Consider the following 15,411-nt stretch of genomic DNA (forward strand, 5'->3'; position numbering starts at 1 on the left):
GGGGCAGGCGCCCGCCGATCGTGTCGTCGAGGCGGAGCCGGCCCTCCGCCACCAGATGCAGTGCCACGGCGCCGCTGAACGCCTTGGCCGTGCTGGCGATCCGCATGTGGTCGTCGATCCGGGGCGGGCGGCCGGTGGACAGGTCGGCCGTGCCGGCCCGCAGCACGCGCTGGCGTCTGTCGTCCCGCAGCACGACCACGGCGCCCGTCTCCGTGCGGACCCTGCAGAAGCGCCTGGACGCCCTGGTCCGCAGGCAGGACGGCCCGCCGGGCGCCGTGGTCGTGCTGCGGGACGACAGACGCCAGCGCGTGCTGCGGGCCGGCACGGCCGACCTGTCCACCGGCCGCCCGCCCCGGATCGACGACCACATGCGGATCGCCAGCACGGCCAAGGCGTTCAGCGGCGCCGTGGCACTGCATCTGGTGGCGGAGGGCCGGCTCCGCCTCGACGACACGATCGGCGGGCGCCTGCCCCGCCTGCCGCGCGCCTGGCACGCCGTCACCCTGCGTCAGCTCCTCCAGCACACGAGCGGCCTGCCGGACTACACCACGGCGCCCGAGTTCCAGCGTCTCGTCAACGAGGACCCGCGCCGCCACTTCGACTCGCGGCGCCTGCTGCGGTTCGTCGCCGGCGAGCCCCTGGCCTTCGCCCCCGGCTCGCGCTACCTGTACTCCAACTCCGACAACATCGCCGTGGCCCTGATGGCCGAGGCCGTGACCGGGCGCCCCTACGAGGAGCTCCTGCGCCGGATCGTCCACCGGCCGCTCGGCCTGCGGAACACCAGCCTCCCGCAGGGCTACGAGATGCCCGAGCCGTACCTCCACGGCTACGACGTCGATCCGCCCGCGCCGCCGGAGGACATCAGCGAGGTCCTCAGCGCCTCGGGCGTGTGGGCGTCGGGCGGCATCGTCTCCACGCCCCGTGACATGACCCGCTTCATCCGCGGCTACGCCCCGGGCGTCCTGACCTCCCCGGCCGTCGTCCGCGAGCAGCGCCGCTGGGTGCCGGGCGCGTCCGAGCCCGCCGGGCCCGGCGCCAACCAGGCGGGTCTCGCCATCTTCCGCTACACCACGCGCTGCGGCGTCGTCCTCGGGCACACCGGCAACTTCCCCGGCTACACCCAGCTCGTCGCCGCCACCCCGGACGGCAGGTACTCCCTCACGTTCTCGCTGACCCGGCAGATCAACTCGGCCGTGGCGCCCGCCCTGCTGAGCACCGTCCGGGACATCCAGGAGGACGCCGTCTGCACGCTGCTGCGCACCTGAGCAGCACCTGAGCACCGGGGCTCGCGGGCAGGCGCCTGCGCGCCCGAGCGGCCGGCCCGGTGGCGGTCTGAGGCCCCCGGGCCCCGGTTCTGAGGCCCCCGGGGGAGGATCCCGGCCTCCCGGAGGACGTCCCGCGCCCCGTCTAAGGCGGGGCGCCGCGGCAGATGCGGCACCCGCCCGATGCGCGGACCCCGCCTCGGGGACGAGAGTCGGTACCGGCGGCAGACGCCGCGGAACCAGCCGAACCGGGGAGCACACCGTGCTGCACTACGAGATCCATGAGATGCACCGCGCCGAACTGATCCGCGAGGCCGAGGAGCGGCGCCTCGTGCGGGAGGTGGCGGCCGTCCGCCGCACCGCGAGACGCGGACGCAAGGACGAGGAGGGGCGGGTGAGCCGGTCGCCCGACGACCGCTTCACCCGCGCGGCGTGATCCTGCGCGCCGCACGCGGGAACGACGCCCCGGTGGGGACCGGGGAGAAGGGGCGGGCCGCGGCGGCGGTCCGCCCGCCCGCGTTGTCGGACTCCTGTGCGATGCTCAGCGGTGTGGAGACCAGATCCGTCAGCCCGGTGTTCGTCGGCCGCGCCGGCGAACTGGCCGTGCTCGCCGACGCCCTGACCCGTACCGCGGGGGATCCGCGCTCCTGCGGCGAACCGCAGGCGCTGCTGATCGGCGGCGAGGCGGGTGTCGGCAAGACCCGGCTCGTCGAGGAACTGCTCGCCGAGGCGTGCCGGCAAGGAGCCGTCACCGCCGTCGGCGGCTGCGTCGAGATCGGCGCGGACGGGCTGCCGTTCGCCGCGTTCTCGGCCGCGATGCGCGCCCTGCGGCGGCAGCTGCCCGAGGCGTTCGCGGAGGCCGCCGCCGGCCAGGAGGACGAACTGGCCCGGCTGCTGCCCGAACTGGGCACCGGAGCGGAGGCCGGGCGCCCCGACGAGTCCGGCACCGCGCGCCTCTTCGAGCTGACCGCCCGGCTGCTGGAGCGCGTCTCGGCCGAGCACACGGTCGTCCTGGTCCTGGAGGACCTGCACTGGTCCGAGGCGTCCACCCGCCATCTGCTGGCGTACCTCCTGCGCACCCTGCGGCGCGGGCGCCTGCTGCTCATCGCCACCTATCGCTCGGACGACGTCCACCGGCGCCACCCGCTGCGCCCCTTCCTCGCGGAGCTCGACCGCACCCGCACCGTCCAGCGCCTGGAGCTCACCCGCTTCAACCGGTCCGAGGTCGGACGGCAGATGGCCGGCATCCTCGCCGACGAGCCGGCCCCCGCCCTCGTGGACCGGGTCTTCGAACGCTCCGACGGCAACGCCTTCTTCGTCGAGGAGCTCGCCGCCAGCCTCAGCGACGACTCCTGCTCCGGTCTGCCCGACTCGCTGCGCGACATCCTCCTCGTGCGCATCGAGGCGCTGACCGAGGACACCCAGCGGGTCGCCCGCATCCTCGCCGAGGGCGGGTCCACCGTCGAGCACGGCCTGCTGCACGCGGTCGCCGGTCTGCCCGACGACGACCTGGACGAGGCGCTGCGCGCGGCCGTGGGCGCCAACATCCTGCTCGCCACCCCCGAGGGCGACGGCTACCGCTTCCGGCACTCGCTCGCCCGTGAGGCCGTCAGCGACGACCTGCTCCCCGGCGAGCGCTCCCGCCTCAACCGCCGGTACGCCGAAGCCCTGGAGGCCGACCCGGCGCTGGTGGGCGACGAGGCGCGCGCCACCCGCCTCGCGACCTACTGGTATCGGGCGAACAACCCGGCCAAGGCACTGCCCGCGGTCCTGGCCGCCTCCGTCGTCGCCCGCCGCCGGCACGCCTACGCGGAGCAACTGAGCCTGCTGGAGCGGGCGATGGAGCTGTGGGACGACGCACCCGACGAGGTGCGCGACCGGCTGCGCCCCGTCGACCACGTCGAGGTCTACCCGCCGTGCGGCTGCGACCCGGCGACCACACCCCTGCGCTATCTCGACCTGATGGCCGAGGCGTCGCTCGCCGGCCGCCTCTGCGGAGAGCGCGAACGCGCCTACAAGATCAGCAAGAGAGGGCAGCGGCTCGCCGAGTCGGAGGGCGACCAGCTGCGTGCCGCGTGGTTCTCCGTGCAGCGCTCCCGGCTGGTCTCCTCGCTCGGCCGGGGCGACGGCTGGGCCGAACTGGACACCGCTCAGCAGCTCGTGCGCGGGCTGCCGCCCTCCGCGGTGCACGCCGAGGTCCTCGCGGACGCCGCCGCCTGGGGGATGACCCACCGGCCCGGCCCCGAGAGCCTCGCCACCGCCGAGCGGGCCGTCGACTACGCGCGGATGGTCGGCGACGAGGACATCGAACTGAAGGCACGCCTCACCCGCGGCAGCCTCATGGTCGACTCGGGGGACGTCGAGGGCGGCCTCAAGGAGATGTACGACGTCAAGGACCGGGTGCTGGCGCTCTGCCTGCCCGGCCACATCGGCCGCACCCATGTGAACCTGCCCTCCGTCCTGCACAGCGTGGGGCGTTCCGCCGAGGCGATGGAGATCCTCCTCGAAGGCATCGGGCACACCCGGCGCTACGGACTGCTGGACACCGAGGCGTGGGTGCTGAGCAACATCGCGGAGACCAACCTCGCGCTCGGCCACTGGCAGGAGGCCGACGAGGCCGCCGAGCGTGCCCTGCGGGTGGGGACCAGTCCGATGCCCCGCGGCTACGCCTCGGCCCTGCTCGCGCTGCTGGCCGTCGAACGGGGCGACACCGCGACCGCGTCCGAGCGCCTCGCCGCCGCTCAGCGCCACTTCGGCCCGCACAACCCCATGCCCCAGACCAATCTGCCGCTGGCCACCATCGCCCTGCGCATCGCCGCGGCCGAGGGCCGTCTCGCCGACGCGCGCGCCGAACTGGAGCGGGCGGCCGAAGGCGGCTTCCCACCCGGCACCCAGTGCTTCGCCTGGCCGCTGCTGCGCGCCGCCGCGACGCTGGAGGCCGACACCCGGGGGCTGCCCGCCGCGGAGGCCGGCCGCGCCGACGCGCTCGGCCGCATCCGTGCCGCGGCCCGCCGCCTGGTCACCGCCGTCCCCGTGTGGACGGCCCACGAGCGCTGGGTGCGCGCGGAGCTGCGCAGGGCCGACGGCGAGGACACCCCCGCCGACTGGGCCGAGGCCGTCACGGCGTTCGAACCGCTGGGGCGCCCGTACGACCTCGCCCTGGTGCGCCGCCGCGCCGCCGAGGCGCTGCTGCACCGGGCCGCGGCCGGCGGCGGGGAGGACCGCGCCCTGGCCACCGACCTGCTGCGCCGGGCCGCGACGGCCGCCCGCGAACTGGGGGCCCGGCCGCTGACCGAGGACCTCGCCCTGCTCGCCCGCCGGGCCCGTATCGCGCTCACGGACGCCGAGGCCCCGGCCGAGGCGGCCGCACCGGCGCCCGAGGCCGACACGTCCGCCCTGGGGCTCACCCCACGCGAGCAGGACGTGCTCCGCCTGGTCGCGGCCGGGCACAGCAACCGCCGTATCGCCGAGGAGCTCTACATCTCGCCGAAGACGGCGAGCGTCCACGTCTCCAACATCCTCGCCAAGCTGGGCGTGTCCGGGCGCGGGGAGGCGGCCGCCATGGCGCACCGGCTGCGGCTGTTCACCGATCTTCTGCAGGAGACTCCCGCGGCGCCCTGATCGTCACCCTGCCCGAGCCCGGGTCCACCGGCCCCCGCCCCGGTCGACGCCACCGGCGCCAGCCCGGTCGATGCCACCGGCCCCCGCTTCGATCGACGTCACCGCCCCCCGCCCCGGTCGACGTCACCGGCACCGACCCGGGGCAGGGGCCGGACGCCGTCGCCCGCTTTCCGTGTGCCGCCGCCCCGGCGCGAGGATACCGTCGGACGCTCCCCCACCGCGCGGGCCACCCGCTACCGGACCTCCAGCCGGAGGATCCGGTCGTCGCCCCCGCCGGGCGTGCCGCGGCCGTCGGTCTCGCTGGTGACGAGCCACAGCCCGTCGCCGCCCGCGGCCACCACCGTGCGCAGACGGCCGTACTCCTCCTCCAGGAACGCCTGGGGCTTCGCGGAGGCATCCGCCCCGGCGAGCGGGATCCGCCAGAGGCGTTCGCCGCGCAGCCCGGCCATCCAGATCGACCCCGCCGCGTAGGCGATGCCGCTCGGCGACGCCTCCTCGGTCCGCCACTGCGCCACCGGATCGACGAAGCCCGCCTCGCCCGCCTTGCCCTCGGCCTCCGGCCACCCGTAGTTCCGGCCCGGCTCGATCAGGTTCAGCTCGTCCCAGGTGTTCTGCCCGAACTCCGCTGCCCACAGGCGCTTGTCGGCGTCCCAGGCGAGGCCCTGCACATTGCGGTGACCGTAGGAGTAGACGACCGAGTCGGCGTCCGGGTTGCCGTGCACGGGACGGCCGTCCGGGGTCATGCGCAGGATCTTGCCGCCCAGCGACTCCTTGTCCTGGGCGAGGCCCGTCTCGCCGGTCTCGCCGGTGCCCGCGTACAGCATCTTGTCCGGGCCGAACGCGATCCGGCCGCCGTTGTGCACCACGCCCTTGGGGATGCCGCGCAGCACGGTGTCCGGGGCGCCCAGCTGCTGTCCGGCCGGCTTGCTCTCGTCGTAGAGCATGCGGGCGATGCGGTTGTCGGACGCGGTGGTGAAATACGCGTACACCATCTGGTCGGAGGCGAACGACGGGGAGACCGCGAGGCCCAGCAGCCCGCCCTCGCCGCCGGGGGCGACGCCCGGCACCGACCCGATCTCGGTCTTCTCGCCGCCGTCGGCGGACACCCGGGAGATCGTGCCGCCGTCGCGGGAGGCGACGAGCAGGTCCCCGCCCGGCAGCGCTGCCACGCCCCAGGGGGACTCCAGGTCCCCGGTGAGGGTGGCGGTCACGGTCACGGAGCCCTTCGCGGGCGGCCCGGACGGCGAGGGCGAAGGACTGGCGGCGGCGTCGGACGGCGAGGCGGACGAGGACGCCGGGGAGGGGCCGGCCGGGCCGCGCCCGGAGGTGTCGCCGCCGCCCGACGAGCAGCCGGCCGCGAGGACGAGCACGGCGGCGGCCAGAGCGGCCGGCAGAGCTGGACGGTGCACGGTGGAATCCCTTCGACGGCTGCTCGCGTCGTCCGGCGGACGGGACGACACGCCTGTCAGTTGTTCATACACCCGGGCCCGCCCGAAGGTTCCCGATCTTCCCGATCGCCTGCCGTCCGGCGGCTCAGTCCCAGGATCCCAGAGCCGCCGGGAGCGCCGCGATCTCCGCCAGGTCCGCGTCCGTCAGGGTCAGCGCGGCCGCTTTCGCGTTCTGCACCGCCCACTCGGGACGCTTCGTGCCGGGGACGGGCACCACGTGGCGGCCCTGCCGCAGCACCCAGGCGAGCGCCACGGCCGCCGGGGTGGTGCCGGGGCCGTGCCGGGCGGCCACCCTGCGCAGCCCGGCGACCACGGGCTGGTTCGCGGCCATCATCTCCGCGGTGAAACGGGGGTGCCGTGCCCGGGCGTCGTCCGCCTCGAAGCCCTGGCCGGGTGTGAGCGTCCCGGTGAGGAAGCCGCTCCCCAGCGGCATCGCCGCCAGGAAGCCCACCCCGCGCGCCTCGCACCACGGCAGCAGCCGGCGCAGCGCCTCGGGCGCCCACACCGACAGCTCCGCCTGCACCGCGCTCACCGGGAAGACCTGCTGCACCCGCTCCAGTTGCCGGACCGTCTGCTCATGGGGGTCGGCGCCGGACCGGCGCCGCGCTCCGGCGCCGACCGCGCACAGCCCGAGCGCCCGCACCTTGCCCGCGGACACCAGCTCGGCCATCGCGCCCCAGGTCTCCTCCACCGGCACCTCCGGGTCTGCCCGGTGCAGCTGGTAGAGATCGATCACATCCGTCTGGAGCCTGCGCAGCGAGGCGTCGCAGGCCCGTCTCACGTACCCGGGGCGGCCGTTGGCGACCATGTGCTGGTCGCCGAGGAGCAGCCCCACCTTCGTCGACAGGAAGGCGTCGCCGCGGCGTTGCCGGAGTGCCCTGCCGAGCAGCAGCTCATTGGTGAACGGCCCGTACATGTCCGCCGTGTCCAGCAGCGTCGTCCCCGCGTCCAGCGCGGCGTGCACCGCGCGCAGCGAGCGTTCCCCGCGCTGCTCGGAGCCCGTGTACGCCCAGCTCATCGGCATGCACCCGAGCCCCACGGCGCCCACGCCGAGGGCCGCCGCACCGATCGTCCTGCGCTCCAACTCCCCGTACCTTCCGCTCGGCCGCCCCCAGAACTTAACCACTGCGTACGAGCGGCCTTCGCATAGCCTCCTGAGCATGACTTCCGATGTGTGGCTCCCCGTCGACGCCGACGGGATCGACGGCCTGCCCCCGACCGCCGAGTCCGGCCTCTCCTACCGTTTCTGGAACGGCGGCCCCGACTTCCCGGCCGATCCCGCCGACTGCGTCTTCTACACCGTGCCGTACATGCGCGGCGCCGACGTCGCCGTACGCCCGCTGCCGGAGATGCGCTCCGTACGCGTCGTCCAGACCCTGTCCGCCGGCACCGACCATGTGCAGCCCGCCCTGGCGGGACTGCCGGCGGGTGTGCGCCTGTGCAACGCCAAGGGGGTCCACGAGGCGTCGACCGCCGAGCTCACCCTCGCCCTGGTCCTCGCCTCGCTGCGCGGCATCCCGTCCTTCGTGGACGGGCAGCGTGCCGAGGAGTGGCGCTCGGGCTTCTACCCGGCGCTCGCCGACAAATCTGTGCTCATCGTGGGCTACGGCTCGATCGGCGCGGCCATCGAGGACCGGCTCGCACCCTTCGAGTGCGCGCGGGTGGCGCGCGTCGCGCGCTCCGCCCGGACAACGGAGCGCGGCGAAGTGCGCGCACTCGCCGATCTGCCGGACCTGCTCCCCGACGCCGACGTCGTGATCCTCTCCACGCCGCTGACCGCGCAGACGAAGGGCCTGGCCGGGGCGGACTTCCTGGCCCGGATGAAGGACGGGGCGCTGCTGGTGAACGTCGCCCGCGGACCGGTCGTCGAGACGAAGGCGCTGCTCGCGGAGGTGGAGAGCGGCCGGCTCAGGGCGGCGCTCGACGTCACCGACCCCGAGCCGCTGCCGGCGGGACACCCGCTCTGGCACGCGCCCGGTGTGCTGATCAGTCCTCATGTCGGCGGCTCCACCTCGGCGTTCATGCCCCGGGCGCAGCGGCTGATCGCCGATCAGGTGACGCGTTTCGCCGCGGGGAGCCCGCTGCGGAACGTGGTGACGACCACCGGCGCCTGACCGCGAGGCGCGGGCGCGTGAACACCCTGCGGAGTCACCCGAATGCGCCGCGTGCCCTCATTGTCGCAGGTCGTCACGGAGAGTAGATGCACTATGTCCCTGAGTGACCATATTGGTGTATCGTCCCGACCTGGGGGTGCACCGGAGGCGAGGGGCGGTGCCGCTGCGCGCACTGCCGGGCACCGAATGCGGATCACACCTGAGGGGGGCGACGGGCGATGCAGGGCCGATGGACCGACGAACCGACGCGGCGGGTGCGCCGACGACGACTGCCCGGCGCCCAGGCGCCGGCCCGGGGGCGGCGGCCCCGCTCCGCGAGGCGCGCGCCGTGTCCCGCGCACCGGCCGGTGGCGCACCCGACACGGCCGCAGCCCCCCACGGCGCGAGGGGAGGCGGTCCGGTGAGCGCCCCGGGGGCCCTGATGGCCCGGGACGCGGTCCCGGCCGGTACCGCGGTGCTGCGCCACCAGCTGGTGCTCGCAGCCCTCTGCGCCGCCTACGGCGTGGGCGCGGCCCTCGGCTGGGGCTCACGGCAACTCGCCCTCGTCATGGGCGATTTCGGACTGAGCGCCGCCGCCCTGGTCGCGGCCGTCTCCTGTCTGCTCTACGCCCGCGCCGAGGACTGCCGCTTCCGCTCCGCCTGGCTGCTGTTCTCGCTCTCCTCGTTCATGGCCTGTGCGGGGAACGCCGTCTGGGGCTGGTACGAGGTGGTGCTCGCCCGGCCCGTGCCCAGCCCGTCCGCCGCCGACCTGTTCTTCATGTGCTTCGCGCCGCCGGCCATCGTGGGCCTGCTGGTGCTCGCCAAGCGGCCGGTCTCCCGCTCCGGCTGGGTCTGCCTCGGTCTCGACGCCTGGCTGATCGGCGGCTCGCTGCTGACCCTGTCCTGGAGCCTCGCCCTCGCGCACACCGCGCACGCCCGGGGCGAGAGCGTGGCTCCCGCGGCCCTCGCGCTCGCCTACCCGCTGCTCGACATCGTGCTCGTCAGCATGGTGCTCGCCCTGCACTTCAGGCGCTCGCCGGCCAACCGCTCGGCGGTGAACACGGCGATCGCCGGGCTCGCCCTCACCGTGGTGTGCGACGCGCTGTTCACCTCACCGCTGCTGCGCGAGAGCTACCGCTCCGGCCAGCTCCTGGACGCGGGCTGGTTCGCCGGCTCCCTGCTGCTCGCGTACGCCCCCTGGGGCGCCCGCCACGCGAGCCGCGCCACCGGCGGCCGCCCGGGCGGTCCGCGGCGGCCGGGGCGGCCGCTGGGCGGCTCGCTCGCCGCCCTGACCCCGTACCTCGCCGCGGCCGTGTGCACGCTGGGCATCCTCTACAGCGTCACCGAGGACCGCCGGGTCGACCGGGTCGTCGTCATCACCGCGTGCACGGTCGTCCTCGCGCTCGTGGTGCGCCAGGGCATCATGCTCCTGGACAACATCGCCCTCGCCCAGGAACTGGCCCAGAAGGAGAACCACTTCCGCTCCCTGGTCCAGGGGTCCAGCGACGTCATCATGATCGCCGCCCCCTCCGGTGTGCTGCGCTACGTGTCGCCCGCGGCGACCAAGGTCTACGGCCGGGACGCCGAGGAGCTCGTCGGGTCCGAACTGGCCTCGCTGATCCACCCGGAGGACCTCGGGCGGGTCGTCCACGAGTTGCGCAGGTTCCTCGCCGCCCACGCCGCCGACGAGCCCACCACCAGGATGGAGTGCCGCTTCCGCTCCGGATCGGGCACCTGGCTGAATGTGGAGTCCACCGTCAGCCGCCACCAGGGCGGGCTGATCTTCAACAGCCGGGACGTCACCGAGCGGGTGCGCCTCCAGGCCCAGCTGCAGCACAACGCGGAGCACGACCCGCTCACCGACCTGCCCAACAGGGCCCTGTTCACCGCCCGGGTGCGCGGTGCCCTGGCGGGCCGCAGGGCGGGCGACCAGGGCACCGCGGTGCTCTTCATCGACCTCGACGGCTTCAAGGGCGTCAACGACCGTCTCGGCCATCAGGCGGGGGACGAGCTGCTGATCCAGGCCGCCCGGAGACTGGCCGAATCCGTACGGGCCGGGGACACCGCGGCCCGCCTCGGCGGCGACGAGTTCGCCGCGCTGATCGTCGGCGACGGCGGCTGCGACCAGAGCGCCCGCGAGCTCCAGGTCCACGAGATCGCCGACCGGCTGCGGCTGATGCTCTCCCAGCCGTACACCATCGACGGCACCGAGGTGCGGGTGGCCGCCTCGATCGGCGTCGCCTTCGCCGAGCCCTCCATCGACCCCACCGACCTCATGCGCAACGCGGACCTCGCCATGTACCGGGCCAAGGCGGGCGGCAAGGACCGCGTGGAGCTCTACGCGCCCCAGATGCAGGCCGACGTCGTCCGCCGCACCGAGCTGGCCGCCAAGCTCCGCACCGCGCTGCACGACGGCGAGTTCGCCCTGCTGCACCAGCCGGTGGTGAGCCTGACCACCGGCCGGATCGCCGCCGTCTCGGCCCAGGCGCGCTGGAGATCGGCCCAGGGCATCCTGTTCACCCCGGCCGAGTTCCTCCGCGTCGCCGACGAGGGCAGCCGCGCCGCAGAACTGGGCCGCTGGCTCCTGGAGGAGGCCGTCGAGCAGGCCGCCGAGCGCGGCAGACTCGGCCACGCGACCCCGGTGTCCGTCCGGCTCTCGGCACGCCTGCTGCTCGACAGGTCGCTGCCGCTGGGGTCGATCGAGGCCCTGCTCACCCGCCACCAGCTGCCCTCCGGCGCCCTGGTGATCGAGCTCGCCGACAGCGACCCGCGGATCTCCTTCGACGAGCTGGAGCAGCGGCTGGTCGCCCTGCGCAGACTCGGCGTGCGGATCGCACTCGACGGCTTCGGCAGCGGCTACGCGGCCATCAACGCGCTGCGACGGCTTCCGGTGGACGTGCTCAAGCTCGACCGCGGCCTGGTCGAGGGCGTCGTCGAGTCGGCCAGGCTGCACAAGATCACCAGCGGTCTGCTGCGCATCGCCCGCGACCTCGGCATGCACTCGGTGGCCGACGGGGTGGACGTGCCCGAACAGGTCCTCGCGCTGCGCGCGATGGGCTGCACCCACGGCCAGGGCATGGCGTTCTCGGGGCCGCTGGACGAGTACCGGCTGCGCCGCGCCCTGGTCAGGGACGAGTACCCGGTGCCCGCCGGGATGGCCCTGCCGGTGCTCACCGCCGGCATCCCGCAGGCCCGCAACGGCTCGAATAGTGAGACGCGTGTCCCACCCACTTGACAGTGACGGCGCGTCGGGGGGAGGGTCAGTGCCATGCGCACCCGAATTCTCGTACTTGGAAAGCGCGTCGGCTGAGCGGAGCTGCCTGAAGACAGCTCCGCGGACACCTCCGACGCGCTCCCCTCGCTTGCCTCACGGCACGAGGGGTTTTTTGTTGCACCGGCACAGCCAGAAGTCGCACCAAACCCTCGCAAAAACCCTCAGCATCGAGAAGAGAATGCCGATGACCGAGCAGGCCTCCGGGGCCCACCATCCTCAGCCGCGGGCCCGTAGCGGCGGGCAGCCCGCCGCCGCCGTGGAACACGTCACGGGCGCGCAGTCCCTCATTCGCTCTCTGGAGGAAGTGGGGGCCGAGACGGTCTTCGGCATTCCGGGCGGCGCCATCCTCCCGGCGTACGACCCGATGATGGACTCCGCGAAGGTCCGCCACGTCCTGGTGCGCCACGAGCAGGGGGCCGGCCACGCCGCCACCGGCTACGCGCAGGCCACCGGCAATGTCGGCGTCTGCATGGCGACCTCGGGTCCCGGCGCGACCAACCTGGTCACCCCGATCGCCGACGCGCACATGGACTCCGTGCCGCTGGTCGCGATCACCGGCCAGGTCGCCTCCAAGGCGATCGGTACGGACGCCTTCCAGGAGGCGGACATCTGCGGCATCACCATGCCGATCACCAAGCACAACTTCCTGGTCACCAAGGCCGAGGACATCCCGCGCACCATCGCCGAGGCGTTCCACATCGCCTCCACCGGCCGCCCGGGCCCCGTCCTCGTCGACATCGCCAAGGACGCCCTCCAGGCGAAGACGACCTTCAGCTGGCCGCCGCAGGCCGACCTGCCCGGCTACCGCCCGGTCACCAAGCCGCACGCCAAGCAGATCCGCGAGGCCGCCAAGCTGATCACCGCGGCCCGCCGTCCGGTCCTGTACGTCGGCGGCGGAGTCCTCAAGGCCGGGGCCACCGCCGAGCTGAAGGTGCTCGCCGAGCTCACCGGAGCCCCCGTCACCACCACCCTGATGGCGCTGGGCGCGTTCCCCGACAGCCACCCGCTGCACGTGGGGATGCCGGGCATGCACGGGGCGGTCACCGCCGTCACCGCGCTGCAGAAGGCCGACCTGATCGTCGCCCTCGGCGCCCGCTTCGACGACCGCGTCACCGGCAAGCTGGACAGCTTCGCGCCGTACGCCAAGATCGTCCACGCCGACATCGACCCGGCGGAGATCGGCAAGAACCGCACCGCCGACGTCCCGATCGTGGGCGACGCCCGTGAGGTCATCGCCGACCTGGTCCAGGCCGTCCAGGCCGAGCACAACGACGGCCACACCGGCGACTACACCGCCTGGTGGAAGGACCTCAACCGCTGGCGCGAGACCTACCCGCTCGGCTTCGAGCAGCCCGGCGACGGCAGCCTCGCCCCCCAGCAGGTGATCAAGCGCATCGGCGAACTCGCCCCCGAGGGCACGATCTTCGCCGCGGGTGTCGGCCAGCACCAGATGTGGGCCGCCCACTTCATCGACTACGAGAAGCCCGCCACCTGGCTCAACTCGGGCGGCGCCGGGACGATGGGGTACGCGGTCCCGGCCGCCATGGGCGCCAAGGCCGGGCAGCCGGACCGCACGGTCTGGGCGATCGACGGCGACGGCTGCTTCCAGATGACCAACCAGGAGCTGGTCACCTGCGCGCTGAACAACATCCCGATCAAGGTCGCCATCATCAACAACGGCGCCCTCGGCATGGTCCGCCAGTGGCAGACCCTCTTCTACAACCAGCGCTACTCCAATACCGTCCTGCACTCCGGGCCGGGGGCCGACGGCAAGCAGCCCTCGCAGGGCACCCGCGTCCCGGACTTCGTGATGCTGTCCGAGGCCATGGGCTGCCACGCGATCCGCTGCGAGTCCCCGGACGACCTGGACAAGGTCATCGCGGAGGCGAACGCGATCAACGACCGGCCCGTGGTCATCGACTTCATCGTCCACGAGGACGCCATGGTGTGGCCGATGGTCGCCGCCGGCACCTCCAACGACGAGGTCATGGCCGCCCGCGGTGTCCGTCCCGACTTCGGCGACAACGAAGACGACTGAGAGAGAGCGATCAGAAACATGTCCAAGCACACGCTCTCGGTCCTGGTCGAGAACACCCCCGGCATCCTCGCCCGGATCGCCGCGCTCTTCTCCCGCCGCGGCTTCAACATCGACTCGCTCGCGGTCGGTGTCACCGAGCACCCCGACATCTCCCGCATCACCATCGTGGTGAACGTGGAGAGCCTGCCCCTGGAGCAGGTGACCAAGCAGCTCAACAAGCTGGTCAACGTCCTGAAGATCGTCGAGCTGGAGCCGGCCGCCGCGATCCAGCGCGAACTGGTCCTGGTGAAGGTCCGCGCCGACAACGAGACCCGCTCGCAGATCGTCGAGATCGTCCAGCTCTTCCGCGCCAAGACCGTGGACGTCTCGCCCGAGGCCGTCACCATCGAGGCCACCGGTTCGAGTGACAAGCTGGAGGCGATGCTCAAGATGCTGGAGCAGTTCGGCATCAAGGAACTCGTCCAGTCCGGCACGATCGCCATAGGGCGTGGCGCCCGGTCCATCACGGACCGCTCGCTGCGCGCCCTGGACCGTTCCGCGTAACGGAACGCCCGGGACCCTTCTCGCCAGGCGAGACCCCGAAACCTCCCCGCCCCCTCCCGCCGTACGGTGGGACGCAACACCAGCACTCCAAGGAGATTCCCAGTGGCCGAGCTGTTCTACGACGACGACGCCGACCTGTCCATCATCCAGAACCGCAAGGTCGCGGTGATCGGCTACGGCAGCCAGGGCCACGCCCACGCGCTGTCGCTGCGTGACTCGGGTGTCGACGTCCGCGTCGGTCTGCACGAGGGCTCCAAGTCCAAGGCCAAGGCCGAGGAGCAGGGCCTGCGCGTGGTGACCCCGGCCGAGGCCGCGGCCGAGGCCGACGTCATCATGATCCTCGTCCCGGACCCGATCCAGGCCCAGGTCTACGAGGAGTCGATCAAGGACAACCTGAAGGACGGCGACGCCCTGTTCTTCGGGCACGGCCTCAACATCCGCTTCGACTTCATCAAGCCGCCGGCCGGTGTCGACGTCGCGATGGTCGCCCCCAAGGGCCCGGGCCACCTGGTCCGCCGCCAGTACGAGGAGGGCCGCGGCGTTCCCTGCATCGCCGCCGTCGAGCAGGACGCCACCGGCAAGGCCTTCGACCTGGCGCTGTCCTACGCCAAGGGCATCGGCGGCACCCGCGCCGGCGTCATCAAGACCACCTTCAAGGAGGAGACGGAGACCGACCTGTTCGGTGAGCAGGCCGTCCTCTGCGGTGGTACCGCGGCGCTGGTCAAGGCGGGCTTCGAGACCCTGACCGAGGCCGGCTACCAGCCGGAGATCGCCTACTTCGAGTGCCTCCACGAGCTGAAGCTGATCGTGGACCTCATGTACGAGGGCGGCCTGGAGAAGATGCGCTGGTCGGTCTCCGAGACCGCCGAGTGGGGCGACTACGTCACCGGGCCGCGCATCATCACGGACCAGACCAAGGCCGAGATGAAGAAGGTCCTCGCCGAGATCCAGGACGGCACCTTCGCCAAGAACTGGATGGACGAGTACCACGGCGGTCTGAAGAAGTACAACGAGTACAAGACCCAGGACTCCGAGCACCTGCTGGAGACCACGGGCAAGGAGCTGCGCAAGCTCATGAGCTGGGTCGACAACGACGAGGCGTGAGCCCTCGGCGGGGGGACCGGCAGCCGGT

11 protein-coding genes are annotated in these 15,411 nt (G+C 73.2%); 8 read left to right on the plus strand and 3 right to left on the minus strand.

Features of this window, described 5'->3' with window-relative positions; genetic code table 11:
• The coding region (locus tag EAO77_RS39970; RefSeq protein WP_147989119.1) for a serine hydrolase at positions 1-199 on the minus strand (199 nt) is incomplete at its 3' end.
• Between EAO77_RS39970 and EAO77_RS39975 the strand changes: the two genes are divergently transcribed.
• The 3 genes from EAO77_RS39975 to EAO77_RS13700 all read left to right on the plus strand — a co-directional run bounded on the left by EAO77_RS39975 (position 105) and on the right by EAO77_RS13700 (position 4,883).
• Positions 105-1,265: a serine hydrolase domain-containing protein gene (locus EAO77_RS39975; RefSeq protein WP_147988268.1), complete on the plus strand. Its 1,161-nt coding sequence runs from the start codon at positions 105-107 to the stop codon at positions 1,263-1,265. The genes EAO77_RS39970 and EAO77_RS39975 overlap by 95 nt on opposite strands.
• Before the next feature lie 259 nt (positions 1,266-1,524).
• Complete coding sequence (locus tag EAO77_RS38605) at positions 1,525-1,698, plus strand: hypothetical protein (protein WP_187283209.1); 174 nt, start codon at positions 1,525-1,527, stop codon at positions 1,696-1,698.
• A gap of 101 nt (positions 1,699-1,799) precedes the next feature.
• A complete protein-coding gene (locus tag EAO77_RS13700) occupies positions 1,800-4,883 on the plus strand; it encodes a helix-turn-helix transcriptional regulator (RefSeq protein ID WP_147989120.1) in 3,084 nt (1,027 codons plus the stop codon).
• Between the two features lie 233 nt (positions 4,884-5,116).
• Here EAO77_RS13700 and EAO77_RS13705 read toward each other — a convergent pair whose 3' ends face one another.
• Together EAO77_RS13705 and EAO77_RS13710 are read right to left on the minus strand one after the other, a co-directional pair.
• Positions 5,117-6,277, minus strand: coding sequence for a PQQ-dependent sugar dehydrogenase (locus EAO77_RS13705; protein ID WP_147989121.1), 1,161 nt, complete (start codon positions 6,275-6,277; stop codon positions 5,117-5,119).
• Positions 6,278-6,416: 139 nt separating this feature from the next.
• Positions 6,417-7,415, minus strand: a complete 999-nt coding sequence (locus EAO77_RS13710; protein WP_147988269.1) for an aldo/keto reductase — start codon at positions 7,413-7,415, stop codon at positions 6,417-6,419.
• A 76-nt stretch (positions 7,416-7,491) separates the two neighbouring features.
• On the opposite strand from EAO77_RS13710, the gene EAO77_RS13715 reads away from it, so the two are divergent.
• From EAO77_RS13715 to ilvC, 5 genes are all read left to right on the plus strand, one after another.
• On the plus strand, positions 7,492-8,445 hold the full coding sequence (locus EAO77_RS13715) for a 2-hydroxyacid dehydrogenase (RefSeq protein WP_147988270.1): 954 nt from the start codon (positions 7,492-7,494) through the stop codon (positions 8,443-8,445).
• Positions 8,446-8,845: 400 nt separating this feature from the next.
• On the plus strand, positions 8,846-11,659 hold the full coding sequence (locus EAO77_RS13725; RefSeq protein ID WP_187283210.1) for a putative bifunctional diguanylate cyclase/phosphodiesterase: 2,814 nt from the start codon (positions 8,846-8,848) through the stop codon (positions 11,657-11,659).
• 217 nt (positions 11,660-11,876) lie between these two features.
• Positions 11,877-13,736 carry an acetolactate synthase large subunit gene (locus tag EAO77_RS13730; protein ID WP_187283211.1) on the plus strand — a complete coding sequence of 620 codons (1,860 nt, stop codon included), beginning with the start codon at positions 11,877-11,879 and terminating at the stop codon, positions 13,734-13,736.
• 18 nt (positions 13,737-13,754) lie between these two features.
• Positions 13,755-14,279, plus strand: coding sequence for an acetolactate synthase small subunit (gene ilvN, locus EAO77_RS13735; protein ID WP_147988273.1), 525 nt, complete (start codon positions 13,755-13,757; stop codon positions 14,277-14,279).
• A gap of 102 nt (positions 14,280-14,381) precedes the next feature.
• On the plus strand, positions 14,382-15,383 hold the full coding sequence (ilvC, locus tag EAO77_RS13740; RefSeq protein WP_147988274.1) for a ketol-acid reductoisomerase: 1,002 nt from the start codon (positions 14,382-14,384) through the stop codon (positions 15,381-15,383).
• The last annotated feature ends 28 nt before the right edge of the window (positions 15,384-15,411 follow it).

The organism is Streptomyces sp. T39 (genome assembly GCF_008042045.1).
Classification (GTDB): Bacteria; Actinomycetota; Actinomycetes; order Streptomycetales; family Streptomycetaceae; genus Streptomyces.